Origin of the sequence: Enterobacter cloacae complex sp. AR_0002 (genome assembly GCF_001922365.1) — a bacterium.
Classification (GTDB): domain Bacteria; phylum Pseudomonadota; class Gammaproteobacteria; order Enterobacterales; family Enterobacteriaceae; genus Enterobacter; species Enterobacter hormaechei_C.
This window is the reverse complement of the sequence record NZ_CP018814.1, coordinates 3,643,959-3,662,785: the sequence shown is the minus strand read 5'-3', so window position 1 is coordinate 3,662,785 and position 18,827 is coordinate 3,643,959. Positions and strand designations below refer to the sequence as shown.

Genomic DNA, 18,827 nt, shown 5'->3' with positions numbered 1-18,827 from the left:
TATTGTCGCATTTTGGTATAGGATAGCGACGAATTTTCCCTCCTTGTTCGGAAATTGATGATGAGTCAACAACACACTACCCAGACGTCTGGTCAGGGGCTGCTTGAGCGCGTGTTCAAACTGCGCGAGCACGGCACAACGGCACGCACCGAAGTGATCGCCGGTTTTACTACCTTCCTGACGATGGTCTATATCGTTTTCGTTAACCCGCAAATTCTGGGCGTGGCTGGCATGGACACCAGCGCCGTCTTCGTGACCACCTGTCTGATCGCGGCGCTTGGCAGCATCCTGATGGGCGTTTTCGCTAATCTGCCCGTGGCGCTGGCCCCGGCAATGGGTCTGAATGCGTTCTTTGCGTTCGTGGTGGTTCAGGCGATGGGCCTGCCGTGGCAGGTCGGGATGGGCGCTATTTTCTGGGGCGCGGTCGGCCTGCTGCTGCTGACCATCTTCCGCGTGCGCTACTGGATGATTGCGAACATTCCCGTGAGCCTGCGCGTGGGTATCACCAGCGGTATCGGTCTGTTTATCGGCATGATGGGGCTGAAAAACGCTGGCGTTATCGTGGCGAACCCGGAAACGCTGGTGAGCATTGGTAACCTGACCTCTCACAGCGTGCTGCTGGGCGTGCTGGGCTTCTTTATCATCGCGATCCTGGCGTCGCGCAACATCCATGCTGCGGTGCTGGTCTCTATCATTGTGACCACGCTGCTGGGCTGGATGCTGGGTGACGTACATTACAACGGTATCGTCTCTGCGCCACCAAGCGTCTCTACCGTGATTGGCCACGTTGATCTGGCGGGCTCGCTGAACCTGGGTCTGGCCGGGGTGATTTTCTCCTTCATGCTGGTCAACCTGTTTGACTCCTCCGGTACGCTGATTGGCGTGACCGACAAAGCGGGTCTGGCGGATGAAAAAGGCAAATTCCCGCGCATGAAGCAGGCGCTGTATGTGGATAGCATCTCGTCCGTCGCTGGCTCTTTCATCGGCACCTCGTCTGTTACCGCTTACATTGAATCCTCTTCCGGTGTGTCCGTGGGCGGTCGTACTGGCCTGACGGCGGTAGTTGTGGGTCTGCTGTTCCTGCTAGTGATCTTCCTCTCTCCGCTGGCGGGGATGGTGCCACCATACGCGGCAGCTGGCGCGCTGATTTACGTCGGCGTGCTGATGACCTCAAGCCTGGCGCGCGTGAAGTGGGAAGATTTGACGGAAGCCGTTCCGGCGTTTATTACCGCGGTGATGATGCCATTCAGCTTCTCGATCACCGAAGGTATCGCGCTGGGCTTTATCTCTTACTGCGTGATGAAGATCGGTACCGGCCGCTTCCGCGAACTCAGCCCGTGCGTGATTATTGTTGCGCTGCTGTTTGTGCTGAAGATTGTGTTTATTGATTCACACTAAGATGCTGGTGGTGTCAGGTGGCGCTTCGCTTACCTGACCTACGGGCAAAGTTCCCTCTCCCTGTGGGAGAGGGTTAGGGCGAAGGCTTACGCCTTCACCCGCTTAATATAATCCCCAAACGCGGTCAGCTGGCCAGAGAGATGGTCACGCGTACTCTGATCCACCACTTCACCCGTCTGCGGGTCGACCTTGTTCTGAATCACGCCGCCCATAAATTCCGGCTTGTTCATCACCATCGCATCCAGGAACACCAGGATCTGACGCAGGTGATACTGGCAGCGCGCGCCGCCAATGGCGCCCATTGAGCTGGTCTGGATCAGCACAGGTTTACCAGACAGCGGCTGCTCCGGTAAACGGGACAGCCAGTCAATGGCGTTCTTCAGACCACCCGGCACCGAGTAGTTATACTCAGGCGTCACAATCACCACGCCGTCAGCCTGACGGATCTGCTCGGCTATCGCTTCCACGCTTTGCGGGAACCCTTCTTCCTGCTGAACGTCAGCATCATAAAGCGGGATGTCGCCAATGGACGGCAGGGCACTGATCTCCATTCCCGCAGGCGCCAGCTGCGGCAGCGTACGGGCAACCATCCCGTTAAAAGAACCTTTGCGCAGGCTTCCCAGTAACGTAACAACTTTCAACGTATCAGACATGATTACTCCTGTTTCATCATGATGACCCTGGACGGATCAGCTATGGGTGTATGCTTTTTCTGCCGGTAAACTGGTTAATCGCATCAGGCGCGCGGCGGGCTCGTTGGCGCGCTCAGGGACATCCGGAAGACTACGCCAACCGCGAATACTGTCAAATTCCCAGATTTTCAGCCGTTCGATGGCGGGGCTCACCGCAACGGACCAGATCAGTACGTCCTCAGCGTCGCTGAGCGCCTCTACCAGCGAGGCTTTTGTCGCGCGCAGGCGTCCGGAGCCGGGGAGCAGCTGCAACAGGCTGGCGTCGTCTGACGCCGCGCCGTTCAGTTTGCGGATGCTCTGGCGAAGGGTGATGAGCTGCGCTCTGGCTTCAACAGGGTCGTTCTGGTTACGTATCCACAGCTTTTCATTGCTGGAGAGCGGGTATTCATCGAGCGCGTTAGCACCATGGAAGCTACGCGTGACGCGTTGCAGCTCCATATCCAGGCCACAATCACCTTCAGTCGTCAGCGCGACGCCAACAATGTTGCCGGTGTACGCAATGGAAAAATGGGGGAGTGCCGGGTCCGCAAAAACCGGGCGACCTTCTGGCTGGGTGATTATGTCCGGTAGTTCGCTAGTGCCGTAGAGCATAAAAAGCAGTTCTGCGAGGAGCGCTCTGGAAGCTAAAAACCGCGTCCTGCGGTGTTCAGGTAGTTTGAGCGCCTCACTGTGACAGGCTGAAGAAAGTCTGGCCGATACGAGATGCCCTTCCGTTAATGTTCCTCGTGCAAAGTGCGTAGCCATTTTTCGCTCCTTGATAATGGTCGTAGTCGGTTAAACGGTTACATGATTATCGCTTAACTTAGCTTCTGTTTTAATCAGTAAATGGAAATAAGAGAAGCCTGAGCACTGAACTTTACATTATCTTAGGCAAAAACCTGATCTGGTGCGGTATACAGCGCTTTAATTGTCTCACGCAGCCAGAGGATTTTCGGATTATGGCTGTTCCGTTTATGCCAGATCAGCGTGAAGGGTACGGTGAGCTTTTCTGCCTGCGCCTCATCGATGGGAATGGGCAGACAGACCAGATTACGCTGGTGGAGTTGGTTGTAGTGATGGCAGTAGTGCGGCGCAGTGGCTATGTAGTTGTGATCCGGCTGGGCCGCCATAAACATCGACTGTTCAAAACCGGGCAAACTCATGGCGATGTTACGCTCCCGGCCCATCTCCCTTAGCACCTCGTCGAGCGCCCAGGTGTCACTGCGTTCCCAGAAGATGCTGATATGCGGGTAGCGCAGAAACGTCTCCAGATCCCACGCTTCCTGGAGCGCGGGATGATCCTCGCGCAAATACACGCACGGACGGTCACTGAACAGGATTTCGTAGTCGATAAACCACGGCATCAGCTTTAGCAGTTCGCGCGAGCGAGGGTGCGTTTCACGCCCGGTGAAGCCCAGATCCACTTCTCCGCGCGTAATGGCGTCCAGCGAATCGTAATCCCATTGCCGCAGCTTCACCGTCGCCTGTGGGTAGCGCTCGTTCACCTGCTCCAGCAGGGTATTAAAGCGGATCAGCATCAGCGGTGTTTCGGCGGCGAGCACAAACTTAAGCCCGCCTGGAGAGCTATGGTGGAATTTATCGAGGATCTGATTGCCAATCTGCATCCAGTCGGCCAAATCCTGTTCCAGACTCACCGTCAGAGGCGTGGGCAGTAGCCCTAAAGGCGTTTTCACAAACAGCGGATCGTCGAACCAGTCGCGCAGCTTCGCCAGCGATTTACTCACCGCGGACGGCGTCACGTTCATCCGCTTCGCGGCTTTGGTGACGCTGCGCTCCTGCAACAAAAGTTGCAGGCAAAGTAAAAGATTAAGATCGAGACTGCTGATGGGCTTCTTCATAGTGCGCCGCGGGCTGGATGACCATAAGTAAGGTAATGCAGAGTATGCTACAGCCAATCAGAACCCCGATCAGCATATTCAGCGCGTTAAGGCCGATCACCGCCGCCAGCCAAATCCATAGCGAAGAACCGCAGACCTGCGCAATGCCCAGCACCGAGCTGGCCACGCCTGCCCGCAGCGAGAAGGGGCCAAGCGCCTGACTCATCGCCACACCAAAGCCGACGGAGAATCCGGCGCAGATCAGAGTAATGCCCACCAGCATTACAGCGTGTGAGGTGGCGGTCGCCAGGATCACGCCTGCGGCGAGAAACAGCGTCTGTGAGGTGAGCATCAGCGTGCGCTGGCGGAAGATGTTGAGCGCAAAGGGCGTTGAGAATGAAACCGCCATGCTCACCATCGCGGTTAGCGCCATCACCGTCGAATACTCACCGCGATCGAAGCCCATCGTCTCCATCAGCAACACCGGGGAAACGTTTACATAGGTGAGGATCACCGCCACGCTAAGCGTGGTGATTGCCAGCCGACTCAGGAAAAAGCGATTCACCAGCTTTTCAGCCGGATGGAGGGTTGCGGTGTGATATGGCTGTTGCGAACCGGGATGGGTCTCTTTCAGCACCGTCACGGACAGGATAAAGACGATGGCGCCCATGGCTGCCATGGTCCAGAAAAGACTCTGCCACGGAAATTTAAGCATAATCAGGTAGCCTACAACCGGTGCCAGCACCGGGATGATGCAGGTAATGCCGTTCAGCATCGACAGCACCTTGGCGCGGCGCTGGGCGCTCAAGGTATTGCGCAGAATGGCAAAGGCCACCACGTAACAGCCGCCTGCGCCAATGCCCTGGATAAAACGTCCTGACAGGAACATTGTGCTTTCCTGAGCCACTGAACAGAGTACTGATGCCAGCGCAAAGATAACTGCACCCGTAATCGCGACGGGCTGGCGGCCTGCTTTATCCGCGATTTTCCCGGCAAATACCATCGACGACGCCATTCCCGCGAGGTAGGCCGAAAACGCGATGTGCAGTTGCGCCTCGCTGGCACCCAGATCGCGGGCAATATGCGGTAGCCCCACCAGATACATATCAATGCCGGACGGATAAAGCAGAACTAATGCGAAACTACAAAACAGAAAACGCGCCATAAACCCCCCATAGATGCAGGCATGCAGGATAGGGGGTGAAAGGGGATTAGGCGAGTTGCCATTTGGACAATGGTGATTTCCCTGGAGGAAATCACCCTGTATTAACGTGAATTACTTACCAATGCAGAAGCTCGAGAAAATCCGTCCAAGCAGATCGTCCGACGTAAACTCCCCGGTGATCTCGCTCAGGTTCTGTTGCGCCAGACGCAGCTCTTCCGCCAGCAGTTCACCGGCCCACGCGCCGATCAGCTGGGCTTTACCCTGCTCAAGGTGGCGAGCCGCCTCTTCCAGCGCCTGCAAGTGACGACGACGCGCCAGGAAGCCACCCTCCATGCTGGTGTCGAACCCCATGCTCTGTTTGAGATGGCTTCGCAGGGCTTCCACGCCTTCACCGGTACGGGCCGACAGGCGAATAAGTGAGTGACCATTCACATCGCTGATGCCCAGCGTTTCGCCGGTAACGTCGGCCTTGTTGCGCACCACGGTGATCGGCAGTTTAGCCGGGAGACGGGCGATAAAGTCTGGCCAGATTTCAGCCGGGTCAACGGCGTCGGTTGTGGTGCCGTCCACCATAAACAGCACGCGGTCGGCCTGCTCGATCTCCTGCCAGGCGCGTTCGATACCGATACGCTCGACTTCATCGCTCGCATCGCGCAGGCCAGCGGTGTCGATGATGTGCAGCGGCATGCCGTCGATGTGGATATGCTCGCGCAGCACGTCGCGGGTGGTGCCGGCTATGTCGGTGACGATCGCCGCTTCACGGCCCGCCAGGGCGTTCAGCAGGCTCGATTTCCCGGCGTTGGGGCGTCCGGCAATGACCACCTTCATGCCTTCACGCAGCAGGCTGCCCTGGCGCGCTTCGGCGCGGACGGCATCGAGATCGTTCATCACCTGGTTGAGCTGAGCTTCAATTTTACCGTCTGAGAGGAAGTCGATCTCCTCGTCCGGGAAGTCGATAGCCGCTTCGACATAGATTCGCAGGTGAGTAAGTGCTTCCACAAGGTGATTCACGCGTGCGGAAAATGCCCCCTGCAACGAGTTCAGCGCGGAGCGGGCCGCCTGTTCGGAGCTGGCGTCGATCAGATCAGCAATCGCCTCGGCCTGCGCCAGGTCGAGCTTATCGTTGAGGAAAGCACGCTCGGAGAACTCACCCGGCTTCGCAATGCGCAGGCCAGGCAGGGTCAGAATACGTTTTAACAGCAGGTCGAGGATCACCGGGCCGCCGTGGCCCTGAAGTTCCAGCACATCTTCGCCGGTAAAGGAGTTTGGGCCGGGGAACCACAGCGCGATGCCCTGGTCCAGCGGTGTGCCGTCAGCATCTTTAAACGGCAGATAATCAGCGTAGCGCGGCTTTGGCAGTTTACCCAGCACCGCTTCGGCCACCTCACGCGCCTTCAGGCCGGAGATACGCAGAATGCCTACACCACCGCGTCCCGGTGGGGTTGCCTGGGCGACGATAGTGTCGTTATGGCTCATGGTTGCTCTCGTTCAATACAAATAAAAAAGGCGGTCAATCGACCGCCCTTATTTTAGCGTTAAGTTACCGAATCAGGACTTTTTCTTTTCGCGGCTATGCAGGCCACGTTTTTCCAGACCACGGTAAATCAGCTGCTGCTGGATGATGGTCACCAGGTTGCTGACGATATAGTACAGCACCAGACCTGACGGGAACCACAGGAAGAACACGGTGAAGATGACCGGCATAAAGGTCATGATCTTCTGCTGCATCGGGTCGGTCACGGTGGTCGGAGACATCTTCTGAATGAAGAACATCGTCACGCCCATCAGGATCGGCAGGATGTAGTACGGGTCCTGTGCGGACAGGTCATGGATCCACAGGGCGAACGGCGCGTGGCGCAGCTCAACGGAACCCATCAGCATGTAGTACAGCGCAAGGAAGATTGGCATCTGAATCAGCAGCGGGAAGCAACCACCCAGTGGGTTCACTTTCTCTGCTTTATACAGGGCCATCATCTCCTGGCTCTGACGCTGTTTGTCATCGCCCAGACGCTCACGCATAGCCTGAATCTTCGGCTGTAGCATACGCATCTTCGCCATGGAGGTGTACTGCGCTTTAGTCAGCGGGTACATGATGCCACGAACGATAAAGGTGATAACGATGATGGAGAAGCCCCAGTTACCCAGGAAGCTGTGAATGAACTTCAGCAGCTTAAACAGCGGCTGAGAGATGAACCACAACCAACCGTAATCCACGGTCAGATCCAGGTGCGGCGCAACGGCAGCCATTTTGTCCTGGATTTCCGGGCCGACCCACAGGGTGCTTGCCAGTTTACGGGTTTGACCCGGCTGCACCAGAACCGGCTGAGATTTGTAGCCGATGGCTGCAATACCGTTGCCGAGGTTCGCGGTGTAGAAGTTGTTCGTACCGTCGTTATTCGGTACCCACGCCGTCGCGAAATACTGTTGCAGCATTGCGACCCAACCGCCTTTAGAGCTGACGTTCAGGTTTTCGTTATCGGCAATGGTGTCGAATTTGTATTTCTCGTACTTGGTATCTGGCGTGGAGTAAGCCGCGCCACGGAAGGTATGCAGCGCAAAGTTGCTGCTTCCGGTATCACGGTGAGACGGCAGATTGATGGACTGCTTCAGCTGACCAAAGGTAGAGATTTCCAGCGGTTTCGCACCGGCGTTCTGTACGCTGTAGCCCACGTTCACCGCATACTCACCGCGTTTCAGGGTGAAGGTTTTGGTGAAGGTGTTGCCTGCCGCGTCGGTGTAGGTCATCGGGATAACCAGTTCGTTCTGACCATCAGCCAGTACAAACGTGTCATTCTCGACGTTGTACAGTGGACGCGCACCGTTAGCCGGATTATCCGGGCCATCACGACCGGTCAGGCCGCTCTGCGCCTGGTAGATAAATTCAGGCGTGGTTTCCAGTAACTGGAACGGTTCGGTAGACTTCAGTTCTTTCGGGTAGGTCAACAGCAGCGCCTGCTCAACATCACCACCACGGGTGTTGATAGTCAGCTCAAGCACATCGGTCTTAACCGTAATCTGTTTCCCCTGGCCACTGGCCGGTACGCCCTGGTCGGCGGCGCTACCCGCTGCGGTGGTCGTGGTCTGCGTGGTCTGCTGCTGGGGTTGAGGATTTTTATCCTGCTCCCATGCCTGCCAGATCATGAAAGACACGAACAACAAAGCGATGATAAGAAGATTGCGTTGCGAATCCATCGTTAGTGTTCTCTGGTATCAAAAGGTCCTGGAGGGACGGGGTCGTCTCCACCTGGGTGTAAAGGGTGGCATTTTAATACGCGTTTCACCGTCAACCAACTGCCTTTTATCACTCCAAACCTGCGCAATGCCTCAATTCCGTAGCTTGAGCATGTTGGCGTGAAACGGCAGTGTGGCCCGAGTAGCGGACTAATCAGGCGTTGATAGACCCGAATGAGGGCTATCAGGACCCGCGAGCCAGGCGACAGTGGCGGCGCCATAATTTTTCCAACGCTTCCGAGAGAGCACGGTTATCGAGGTCGGCAACCCCTTTTTTCGCCACCACCACGAAATCCATTGAAGGCAGTTCGTGCTGACGTAAACGGAAACTTTCACGCGTCAGACGTTTAATCCGGTTGCGTTCATGCGCACGCTTAACGTTTTTCTTGGCGACTGTGAGACCGATGCGGGGATGCCCCAGCGAATTTTGGCGGCCGAGGATGGTGATTTGCGGCGTGCCAGCCCGTTGTGGCTGCTGGAAGACGAAAGTGAAATGAGTGGGAGTTAACAAACGTAACTCCCTGGGAAATGCGAGCTTAACCACTCAGGGGTTAGCTTTATTACTTGGAAACGGTCAGACGAGCGCGGCCTTTAGCACGACGACGTGCCAGAACCTGACGACCATTTTTAGTAGCCATACGAGCACGGAAGCCGTGAGAACGGTTGCGCTTCAGTACAGACGGTTGAAAAGTGCGTTTCATGGCGATTTCTACCTAAACTTGAATAAATTCACTGACTTTTGCGTATACCCGAACGAGATTCGAACGACTAACGCCTCAGCGTGGGTGATTAAAGAGGCCGGATTGTAATAATTGTACACTCCGGAGTCAATTCTCTTTCCTTATTTCCCGCGTATTTCCGCACGATTTCGCGTGGAAAATGAGCAACGGACGACGCAGGAAGATGAGCATCACGCGCCGGGTCGAGGATTATACGGGCTCGCCAACAAAGCGCAAGGATCGTCCCGGATCTTCGTTAGATCATTTAAGCCAAAAATTGTCTGTGCTCATTAAATTTTCCAATATGCGGCCTAAATCGCGAGGCACTCGCGTCAGGATCGTTTACACTTACCCGATTCCGGATCTTCCTGTGGATAAATCGGGAAGAATCTGTGAGAAACAGAAGATCTCTGGCTCAGTTTAGGCTATGATCCGCGGTCCCGATCGGGATCCAGCGATCCTGGTCGGGCATAAACACAACATCGTTCAGGCTGTATCAACGATAGCGTGTATAACCGCAGATAGCGGTTCGCACATCACCCTGATGGGGTCATGTCGATGTGCGCCAACAATCATGAATATTCAATAGTTTTCTTTTATTGTTCGAGTGGAGTCCGCCGTGTCACTTTCGCTTTGGCAGCAGTGTCTTGCCCGATTGCAGGATGAGTTACCAGCCACAGAATTCAGTATGTGGATCCGCCCGTTGCAGGCGGAACTGAGCGATAACACGCTGGCTTTGTATGCGCCAAACCGTTTCGTGCTCGATTGGGTAAGGGATAAATACCTTAATAACATCAATGGACTGCTGAATGATTTCTGCGGGTCAGATGCCCCACAGCTGCGTTTTGAAGTGGGCACAAAGCCGGTCACCCAAACCGTTCGTGAAGTTGTCAATGTGGCAGCCCCTGCACAGGCGGCGCCCGCTCCAGCGCCTCGCGTTGCACCGGCTCGTCAGGGCTGGGATAACGTTCCAGCCCCCGCTGAGCCTACCTACCGCTCTAACGTTAACGTGAAACACACGTTCGATAACTTCGTTGAAGGTAAGTCGAACCAGCTGGCGCGCGCGGCGGCTCGCCAGGTTGCCGATAACCCCGGTGGCGCTTACAACCCGCTGTTCCTGTATGGCGGCACGGGTCTCGGTAAAACGCACCTGTTGCATGCGGTGGGCAACGGCATTATGGCGCGTAAGCCCAATGCCAAAGTAGTGTATATGCACTCCGAACGCTTCGTTCAGGACATGGTAAAAGCCCTGCAAAACAATGCGATCGAAGAGTTTAAACGCTACTACCGTTCCGTTGATGCGCTGCTGATCGATGACATTCAGTTCTTTGCCAATAAAGAACGATCGCAGGAAGAGTTTTTCCATACCTTTAACGCCCTGCTGGAAGGTAATCAGCAGATCATTCTGACCTCGGATCGTTATCCAAAAGAGATCAACGGCGTTGAAGATCGTCTCAAATCCCGCTTCGGCTGGGGCCTGACCGTGGCGATCGAGCCGCCGGAACTGGAAACCCGCGTCGCGATCCTGATGAAAAAAGCCGACGAGAACGACATTCGCCTGCCGGGTGAAGTGGCGTTCTTTATTGCCAAGCGCTTGCGTTCCAACGTGCGTGAGCTGGAAGGGGCGCTGAACCGCGTTATCGCTAACGCCAACTTCACTGGTCGTGCGATCACCATCGATTTTGTGCGTGAAGCGCTGCGCGATTTATTGGCTTTGCAGGAAAAACTGGTCACTATCGACAATATTCAGAAGACGGTGGCTGAGTACTACAAGATCAAAGTGGCAGATTTACTGTCTAAACGTCGTTCCCGCTCGGTGGCGCGTCCGCGTCAGATGGCGATGGCGCTGGCAAAAGAGCTCACCAACCACAGCCTGCCGGAAATCGGTGATGCGTTTGGTGGCCGTGACCATACGACCGTGCTGCACGCTTGTCGCAAGATCGAGCAGCTACGCGAAGAAAGCCACGACATAAAAGAAGATTTTTCCAATTTAATCAGAACATTATCATCGTGACGCTATGAAATTTACCGTTGAACGTGAACATTTATTAAAACCGCTGCAACAGGTGAGTGGCCCATTAGGCGGCCGCCCTACGCTGCCTATTCTTGGAAACCTGCTGCTTCAGGTCGCGGACGGTACGCTGTCGCTGACCGGCACAGATCTGGAAATGGAAATGATCGCGCGCGTTACGCTGACTCAGCCGCACGACGCGGGCGCGACCACGGTTCCGGCACGTAAATTCTTTGATATTTGCCGTGGGCTGCCGGAAGGCGCTGAAATCGCCGTGCAGCTGGAGGGCGACCGCATGCTGGTGCGCTCTGGCCGCAGCCGTTTCTCCCTCTCCACGCTGCCCGCTGCGGACTTCCCGAACCTGGATGACTGGCAGAGCGAAGTTGAATTTACCCTGCCGCAGGCGACGATGAAGCGTCTGATTGAAGCCACGCAGTTCTCCATGGCGCATCAGGACGTTCGTTACTACTTAAACGGCATGCTGTTCGAAACCGAAGGTGAAGAGCTGCGTACCGTGGCGACCGACGGTCACCGTCTGGCGGTCTGTTCCATGCCGATTGGCGATTCACTGCCAAACCATTCGGTGATCGTACCGCGTAAAGGCGTAATTGAACTGATGCGCATGCTCGACGGCGGCGATACCCCACTGCGCGTGCAGATTGGCAGCAACAATATTCGTGCCCACGTGGGCGATTTTGTCTTCACATCGAAGCTGGTAGACGGTCGTTTCCCGGATTATCGCCGCGTATTGCCGAAGAATCCGGACAAAACGCTGGAGGCGGGTTGCGACATCCTCAAGCAGGCGTTTGCGCGTGCCGCTATTCTCTCGAACGAGAAATTCCGCGGCGTACGTCTGTACGTGAGTGAAAACCAGATCAAAATCACCGCCAACAACCCGGAGCAGGAAGAGGCAGAAGAGATTCTGGACGTCACCTACGCCGGGGCTGAGATGGAAATCGGCTTCAACGTTAGCTACGTGCTGGATGTGCTGAATGCACTGAAATGCGAGAACGTTCGCATCCTGCTGACTGACTCCGTTTCGAGCGTACAGATTGAAGATGCCGCATCACAGTCGGCTGCTTATGTTGTTATGCCAATGAGACTGTAATGTCGCTCACCCGTCTGTTGATCCGCGACTTTCGCAATATCGAAAGCGCGGATCTCGCTTTATCCCCTGGCTTTAACTTCCTGGTTGGCGCGAACGGCAGCGGCAAAACCAGCGTGCTGGAAGCCATCTATACGCTCGGCCACGGCCGGGCGTTTCGCAGTTTGCAGATTGGTCGCGTGATTCGCCACGAGCAGGATTCTTTTGTTCTGCACGGGCGTTTGCAGGGAGAGGAGCGAGAGACCGCCATCGGCCTGACCAAAGATAAGCAGGGTGACAGCAAGGTGCGCATCGACGGCACCGATGGCCACAAGGTGGCGGAGCTGGCGCTGCTGATGCCGATGCAGCTGATTACGCCCGAGGGGTTTACTTTACTCAACGGCGGCCCCAAATACAGAAGAGCGTTCCTCGACTGGGGATGCTTTCACAATGAAGCCGGTTTCTTTAACGCCTGGAGCAACCTGAAGCGTCTGCTTAAACAGCGTAACGCCGCATTGCGCCAGGTCACGCGCTACGCCCAGCTGCGTCCGTGGGACATGGAACTCATCCCTCTAGCGGAACAAATCAGCCGCTGGCGTGCCGAATACAGCGCAGGTATCGCCGAAGACATGGCCGACACCTGCAAACAGTTTTTACCCGAGTTCTCTCTCACCTTCTCTTTCCAGCGCGGCTGGGAGAAAGAGACGGATTATGCTGAGGTGTTAGAGAGAAGCTTCGAGCGCGATCGCATGTTGACCTACACCGCGCACGGCCCGCACAAGGCGGATTTCCGCATTCGTGCCGACGGTGCGCCGGTGGAAGACACGCTGTCGCGCGGGCAGCTGAAGCTCCTGATGTGCGCGCTGCGCCTGGCGCAGGGGGAGTTCCTCACCCGCGAAAGTGGGCGACGCTGCCTGTACCTGATAGATGATTTTGCCTCGGAACTTGACGACGCGCGGCGCGGGCTGCTTGCCAGCCGCCTGAAAGCCACGCAGTCGCAGGTTTTCGTCAGCGCCATTAGCGCTGAACACGTTATGGACATGTCGGACGAAAATTCGAAGATGTTTACCGTGGAAAAGGGTAAAATAACGGATTAACCCAAGTTGAAATGAGCGAGAAACGTTGATGTCGAATTCTTATGACTCCTCCAGTATCAAAGTCCTGAAAGGGCTGGATGCGGTGCGTAAGCGCCCGGGTATGTATATCGGCGACACGGATGACGGCACCGGTCTGCACCACATGGTATTCGAGGTGGTAGATAACGCTATCGACGAAGCGCTCGCGGGTCACTGTAAAGACATCGTGGTCACGATCCATGCGGACAACTCCGTGTCCGTTACCGATGACGGTCGTGGCATCCCAACCGGTATTCACCCGGAAGAGGGCGTCTCCGCGGCGGAAGTCATCATGACCGTTCTGCACGCAGGCGGTAAGTTCGATGATAACTCCTATAAAGTTTCCGGCGGTCTGCACGGCGTAGGCGTATCCGTAGTTAACGCCCTGTCGCAGAAGCTGGAGCTGGTTATCCAGCGCGAAGGCAAAATTCACCGTCAGATCTACCATCACGGCGTGCCTGAAGCGCCGCTGGCCGTCACGGGCGATACCGAGAAAACCGGTACCATGGTGCGTTTCTGGCCGAGCCTTGAAACCTTCACCAACGTCACCGAATTCGAGTACGACATTCTGGCGAAACGCCTGCGTGAACTGTCGTTCCTGAACTCCGGCGTGTCGATTCGTCTGCGCGACAAACGCAACAACAAAGAAGACCACTTCCATTATGAAGGTGGTATCAAGGCGTTCGTTGAGTATCTGAACAAGAACAAAACGCCAATTCACCCGAATATCTTCTACTTCTCTACTGAAAAAGACGGTATCGGCGTGGAAGTGGCCTTGCAGTGGAACGACGGTTTCCAGGAAAACATTTACTGCTTCACCAACAACATTCCACAGCGCGACGGCGGTACGCACCTTGCGGGCTTCCGCGCGGCGATGACCCGTACCCTGAACGCTTACATGGACAAAGAAGGCTACAGCAAAAAAGCGAAAGTCAGCGCCACCGGTGACGATGCCCGTGAAGGCCTGATTGCCGTGGTCTCCGTGAAGGTGCCGGATCCGAAGTTCTCCTCACAGACCAAAGACAAGCTGGTCTCTTCTGAGGTGAAATCGGCGGTTGAACAGCAGATGAACGAACTGCTGAGCGAATACCTGCTGGAAAACCCGTCCGACGCGAAAATCGTGGTGGGTAAAATTATCGATGCGGCGCGTGCCCGTGAAGCGGCGCGTAAAGCGCGTGAAATGACCCGTCGTAAAGGCGCGCTGGACCTGGCAGGCCTGCCGGGCAAACTGGCTGACTGTCAGGAACGCGACCCGGCGCTGTCTGAACTGTACCTTGTGGAAGGGGACTCCGCGGGCGGTTCTGCAAAGCAGGGCCGTAACCGCAAGAACCAGGCGATTCTGCCGCTGAAGGGTAAAATCCTCAACGTTGAGAAAGCGCGCTTCGACAAGATGCTCTCTTCTCAGGAAGTAGCGACGCTCATCACCGCGCTCGGCTGCGGCATTGGTCGCGACGAGTACAACCCGGACAAACTGCGTTATCACAGCATCATCATCATGACCGATGCGGACGTCGACGGCTCGCACATCCGTACGCTGCTGTTGACCTTCTTCTATCGTCAGATGCCGGAAATCGTTGAGCGCGGCCACGTCTACATTGCGCAGCCACCGCTGTACAAGGTGAAAAAAGGCAAGCAGGAACAGTACATTAAAGATGACGACGCGATGGATCAGTACCAAATCGCGATCGCCCTTGATGGTGCGACCCTGCACGCAAACTCCAGCGCGCCAGCGCTGGCCGGTGAGCCGCTGGAGCGTCTGGTTTCCGAGTTCAACGCCACGCAGAAAATGATTGGCCGTATGGAGCGTCGCTATCCGAAAGCGCTGCTGAAAGAGCTGATTTATCAGCCGACCCTGACCGAAGCCGATCTGAGCAACGAGCAGACCGTCACCCGCTGGGTGAACACCCTGGTGAGCGAGCTGAACGAGAAAGAGCAGCACGGCAGCCAGTGGAAGTTCGACGTTCAGCAGAACGCTGAGCAGCAGTTCGAGCCGATTGTTCGCGTGCGTACCCACGGCGTCGATACCGACTACCCGCTTGAGCACGAGTTTGTTACCGGTCCGGAATACCGCCGTATCTGCACCCTCGGCGAGAAGCTGCGTGGTCTGATCGAAGACGATGCGTTCATCGAACGTGGCGAGCGTCGTCAACCGGTAACCAGCTTCGAACAGGCGCTGGAGTGGCTGGTAAAAGAGTCCCGTCGTGGCCTCTCTATTCAGCGTTATAAAGGCCTGGGCGAAATGAACCCGGATCAGCTGTGGGAAACCACCATGGATCCGGAAAGCCGTCGCATGCTGCGCGTCACCGTTAAAGACGCAATCGCAGCGGATCAGCTGTTCACGACCCTGATGGGCGATGCGGTTGAACCACGTCGCGCCTTCATCGAAGAGAACGCCCTGAAGGCGGCGAATATCGATATTTAATCGTCGCTTTACGACAACATAACTGGCCGCGCTTTAGCGCGGCTTTTTTATGGACGCAGGAAACTCCAGCGACATCACTGCCGGTAAACGTTTGACCAGCATATCTATGGCAATTCTTACCCTTAGCGGCAGGTGTGGCGTCTGCTGCCAGACGGCATGAACGTCGAAGCGTACATCCGGGGCCTGCTTAAAGAGCGGGACAAGATTTCCCTGATGAATTTCTTTGATGACCATCCAGCAGGGTAACCATGCAATACCGTGGCCGGCCAGCGCCGCGTCGCAGATCGCCTGCAAATCATCCATATTGAGGGATGAGCGGGGAATAAACGTGCGCGACGTGCCATCGTAATCCATCAGCTGCCAGGGTAAGACTCTGCCCGCACGCGTGTAGTTAATGGCCGTATACTGGCGTAAATCATCAACGCTTTGCGGCTGGCCATTCTTAATCAGATAATCCGGCGCGGCACACAGAACCATTCGGTGCACTCCCAGCCTTCTGGCGACCAGCACGGCGCTGTCAGCCAGGGTGCCATTGCGCACCGCCATATCAAACCCTTCTTCCACAAGATCCACGATGCGGTCGCTAAAGGACATTTCAAGCTCAAGCCCGGGATGCTCCTGCGCCAGCTCTATTAGCAGCGGGGCGATACACTGGCGACCAAACAGCACCGGCATGGCAACACGCAGCCGACCGCTGACCTGATGTTTTCCGGTTTCAAGCTGCGATTCAGCGCCACGGATCTCTTCCAGCGCGCGCAGGCAGCGTTCATAAAAAAGCGCGCCGTTATCGGTCAGCCTCTGGCTGCGGGTGGTCCGATGAAACAGACGAACCCCCAGCCTCTCTTCAAGACGAGCAATGCTTTTTCCTACCGCCGAGCGCGACAAATGCAGACGGACGGCGGCCTGGGCAAAACTTCCTGCCTCAACGGAGGCAACGAAAACGGGAATATCTTTCAGCGTATCGGTCATGGACGAATTGTATCAATTTGGTCATCAATGAAGGGAAAACTTATCGCCACTGGTGACGCTGAGTCAACGGTAGACTGTCAGAACTGAACAATCATCTGATGACAGGAGAAAAAAATGACAGCAACAATGCAACGCTGGTCAATGGATGCCCTTGGTCGTGAAAGCCTCAGGCTCGTTCAGGAGCCTGTTCCACAGCCAGGCCCGGGTGAGGTCCGCGTACGGGTAAATGCCGTTGCGCTCAACTACCGGGATAAAATGGTGATTGAAGGCACGATGCCGATTCCGCTTTCCTTCCCGTTTACCCCAGCATCTGACATGGCAGGCGTGGTGGACAGCATCGGTGAAGGCGTTACGCGTTTCAAACCCGGCGCACGCGTCATCTCAACCTTCTTCCCGGAATGGATCGACGGCAAGCCGCAGGCAGACGCGCGCGATTTGCCCTATAAAACGTCCGGTGGATACTTCCAGGGCATGCTGGCCGAATATGTGGTTGTGAGTGAAAACGCGCTGGTGGCGTCCCCGGAAAGCCTGGATGACGCTGAGGCCAGTACGCTTCCTTGCGCGGGGCTTACCGCATGGTTCGCGCTGGTGGAGCGCGGTCATTTACGCGCCGGGCAATCGGTGCTGGTACAAGGGACGGGCGGTGTGGCGCTATTCGCTTTGCAGATAGCAAAAGCGCACGGCGCAGAGGTGTTTGTCTCCTCGGGAAGTGATGAAAAACTGGCGCGGGCCAAAAAGCTGGGGGCCAGCCAGGGCATCAACCGACTGAAAGGCGACTGGGCTGAAAATACGCTGGCACTGACGCAGGATCGCGGCATCGACCATATTATCGAAACCGTGGGTGGGGAGAACCTGAGACATTCCCTGCGCGCCGTTGCCGTTCATGGGCGGATATCGGTCATTGGCGTGCTGGCCGGGACAGAAATTTCTCTGCCTGCAAGCGAGCTGTTGCTGAAATCCCCCGTCATTCAGGGGATTGGGGTTGGACACCGCCGGGCGCTGGAAGATTTTGTCCGTGCTGTTGATGTCACGGAGTTAAAACCGGTGATTGAGCATCGCTACCGCTTTGACGAGCTGGAACAGGCGCTTGAGCATCTGGATCGCGGTGCGTTTGGCAAAATCGTTCTCACCCGCGAGTGAGTTCCCGTTCCCGGAATAAACGTAAAAGGGGCTTTTTGTTGCGCAAGGTAGCTCTATTTTTGTGTGCTTAATCGCGTTAGCATGAGGTAGCACTCATTTATCCCGGGGACCCCATGGCCATCAAACTCATTGCAATCGATATGGACGGCACGCTGCTGCTGCCAGACCACACTATCTCTCCTGCCGTTAAAAATGCGATCGCCGCCGCACGCGAAAAAGGCGTGAACGTGGTGCTCACCACCGGACGCCCGTATGCCGGGGTGCACAGTTACCTGAAAGAGCTGCACATGAACCAGCCTGGCGATTACTGCATCACCTATAACGGCGCGCTGGTGCAAAAGGCAGCCGATGGCAGCACGGTGGCGCAAACTGCACTGAGCTATGATGACTATCGGTTCCTGGAAAAACTCTCCCGCGACGTGGGCTCTCACTTCCACGCGCTCGATCGCAATACGCTTTACACCGCCAACCGCGATATCAGCTACTACACGGTGCACGAGTCCTACGTTGCAACCATTCCACTGGTGTTCTGTGAAGCGGAGAAAATGGATCCGGCAACACAGTTCCTGAAAGTGATGATGATTGATGAACCTGCGGTTCTCGACAAAGCCATTTCACGCATTCCGGCTGAGGTAAAAGAGAAATACACCGTGCTGAAAAGTGCGCCTTACTTCCTCGAAATCCTCGATAAACGCGTCAATAAAGGCACGGGCGTCAAATCGCTTGCCGATGCGCTGGGCATCAAGCCTGAGGAGATCATGGCGCTGGGCGACCAGGAAAACGATATTGCGATGATCGAATATGCAGGCATGGGCGTGGCGATGGATAACGCCATCCCGTCGGTAAAAGAAGTGGCGAACTTCGTGACCAAATCTAACCTGGAAGACGGCGTTGCCTGGGCGATCGAGAAATTTGTCCTCTCCTAGCAGCTGTCTGTAATCATCAGCCTCGGTTATCTACCGGGGCTTTTTTTGGCCCTGAATTTATCGGATTGTTCTTTTTGTGATCTGGATTGTAGTACAATATTAACTGATTGTACTACATTGTCACCACGGCAAAGACGA

The 18,827-nt window shown here is 55.9% G+C and carries 17 protein-coding genes; 7 read left to right on the top strand and 10 right to left on the bottom strand.

Annotated features, from left to right (window positions below):
* Positions 1–60: 60 nt before the first annotated feature.
* Complete coding sequence (gene adeP / locus AM329_RS18155; RefSeq protein ID WP_003861149.1) at positions 61–1,398, top strand: adenine permease AdeP; 1,338 nt, start codon at positions 61–63, stop codon at positions 1,396–1,398.
* Positions 1,399–1,484: 86 nt separating this feature from the next.
* Here the strand turns inward: adeP and AM329_RS18150 are convergent, their stop codons facing one another.
* The 9 genes from AM329_RS18150 to rpmH form a co-directional block, all read right to left on the bottom strand.
* Positions 1,485–2,051 carry an NADPH-dependent FMN reductase gene (locus AM329_RS18150; RefSeq protein ID WP_003861147.1) on the bottom strand — a complete coding sequence of 189 codons (567 nt, stop codon included), beginning with the start codon at positions 2,049–2,051 and terminating at the stop codon, positions 1,485–1,487.
* 36 nt (positions 2,052–2,087) lie between these two features.
* Entirely contained in the window at positions 2,088–2,834 is a 747-nt protein-coding gene (locus AM329_RS18145; RefSeq protein ID WP_032608136.1) for a 4'-phosphopantetheinyl transferase superfamily protein, read from the bottom strand.
* A gap of 122 nt (positions 2,835–2,956) precedes the next feature.
* Positions 2,957–3,928, bottom strand: coding sequence for an HTH-type transcriptional regulator YidZ (gene yidZ, locus AM329_RS18140; RefSeq protein ID WP_022652106.1), 972 nt, complete (start codon positions 3,926–3,928; stop codon positions 2,957–2,959).
* The gene (locus AM329_RS18135) at positions 3,897–5,072 is read right to left on the bottom strand and encodes an MFS transporter (RefSeq protein WP_032608137.1); all 1,176 of its coding nucleotides are present in this window, start codon (positions 5,070–5,072) and stop codon (positions 3,897–3,899) included. Before AM329_RS18135 ends, yidZ begins: the two co-directional genes overlap by 32 nt.
* A 111-nt stretch (positions 5,073–5,183) precedes the next feature.
* Positions 5,184–6,548 carry a tRNA uridine-5-carboxymethylaminomethyl(34) synthesis GTPase MnmE gene (gene mnmE, locus AM329_RS18130; protein ID WP_015570136.1) on the bottom strand — a complete coding sequence of 455 codons (1,365 nt, stop codon included), beginning with the start codon at positions 6,546–6,548 and terminating at the stop codon, positions 5,184–5,186.
* A gap of 72 nt (positions 6,549–6,620) precedes the next feature.
* Positions 6,621–8,264 (bottom strand): membrane protein insertase YidC, encoded by a 1,644-nt coding sequence (gene yidC / locus AM329_RS18125; RefSeq protein WP_032608138.1) that lies wholly within the window; start codon positions 8,262–8,264, stop codon positions 6,621–6,623.
* A 2-nt stretch (positions 8,265–8,266) separates the two neighbouring features.
* Entirely contained in the window at positions 8,267–8,524 is a 258-nt protein-coding gene (yidD, locus tag AM329_RS18120) for a membrane protein insertion efficiency factor YidD (protein ID WP_001307474.1), read from the bottom strand.
* Positions 8,488–8,847: a ribonuclease P protein component gene (rnpA, locus tag AM329_RS18115; protein ID WP_003861126.1), complete on the bottom strand. Its 360-nt coding sequence runs from the start codon at positions 8,845–8,847 to the stop codon at positions 8,488–8,490. The genes yidD and rnpA overlap by 37 nt, the downstream gene beginning before the upstream one ends.
* A gap of 16 nt (positions 8,848–8,863) precedes the next feature.
* Entirely contained in the window at positions 8,864–9,004 is a 141-nt protein-coding gene (rpmH, locus tag AM329_RS18110) for a 50S ribosomal protein L34 (protein ID WP_000831330.1), read from the bottom strand.
* 637 nt (positions 9,005–9,641) lie between these two features.
* On the opposite strand from rpmH, the gene dnaA reads away from it, so the two are divergent.
* Genes dnaA through gyrB form a run of 4 tightly spaced genes read left to right on the top strand, consistent with a single transcriptional unit; the run spans position 9,642 to position 15,654 of the window.
* Positions 9,642–11,036, top strand: coding sequence for a chromosomal replication initiator protein DnaA (gene dnaA, locus AM329_RS18100; RefSeq protein WP_003861124.1), 1,395 nt, complete (start codon positions 9,642–9,644; stop codon positions 11,034–11,036).
* A gap of 4 nt (positions 11,037–11,040) precedes the next feature.
* Positions 11,041–12,141 (top strand): DNA polymerase III subunit beta, encoded by a 1,101-nt coding sequence (gene dnaN / locus AM329_RS18095; RefSeq protein ID WP_003861122.1) that lies wholly within the window; start codon positions 11,041–11,043, stop codon positions 12,139–12,141.
* The gene (gene recF, locus AM329_RS18090) at positions 12,141–13,214 is read left to right on the top strand and encodes a DNA replication/repair protein RecF (RefSeq protein WP_003861121.1); all 1,074 of its coding nucleotides are present in this window, start codon (positions 12,141–12,143) and stop codon (positions 13,212–13,214) included. Before dnaN ends, recF begins: the two co-directional genes overlap by 1 nt.
* A gap of 28 nt (positions 13,215–13,242) precedes the next feature.
* Positions 13,243–15,654 carry a DNA topoisomerase (ATP-hydrolyzing) subunit B gene (gyrB, locus tag AM329_RS18085; protein WP_032608139.1) on the top strand — a complete coding sequence of 804 codons (2,412 nt, stop codon included), beginning with the start codon at positions 13,243–13,245 and terminating at the stop codon, positions 15,652–15,654.
* Positions 15,655–15,687: 33 nt separating this feature from the next.
* Here gyrB and AM329_RS18080 read toward each other — a convergent pair whose 3' ends face one another.
* Complete coding sequence (locus tag AM329_RS18080) at positions 15,688–16,623, bottom strand: LysR family transcriptional regulator (RefSeq protein ID WP_003861115.1); 936 nt, start codon at positions 16,621–16,623, stop codon at positions 15,688–15,690.
* 114 nt (positions 16,624–16,737) lie between these two features.
* Here AM329_RS18080 and AM329_RS18075 point away from each other — a divergent pair, with 114 nt between their 5' ends.
* Together AM329_RS18075 and yidA are read left to right on the top strand one after the other, a co-directional pair.
* On the top strand, positions 16,738–17,763 hold the full coding sequence (locus tag AM329_RS18075) for an NAD(P)-dependent alcohol dehydrogenase (RefSeq protein ID WP_032608141.1): 1,026 nt from the start codon (positions 16,738–16,740) through the stop codon (positions 17,761–17,763).
* Positions 17,764–17,876: 113 nt separating this feature from the next.
* Entirely contained in the window at positions 17,877–18,689 is an 813-nt protein-coding gene (gene yidA / locus AM329_RS18070; protein ID WP_023295661.1) for a sugar-phosphatase, read from the top strand.
* Positions 18,690–18,827 lie beyond the last annotated feature (138 nt).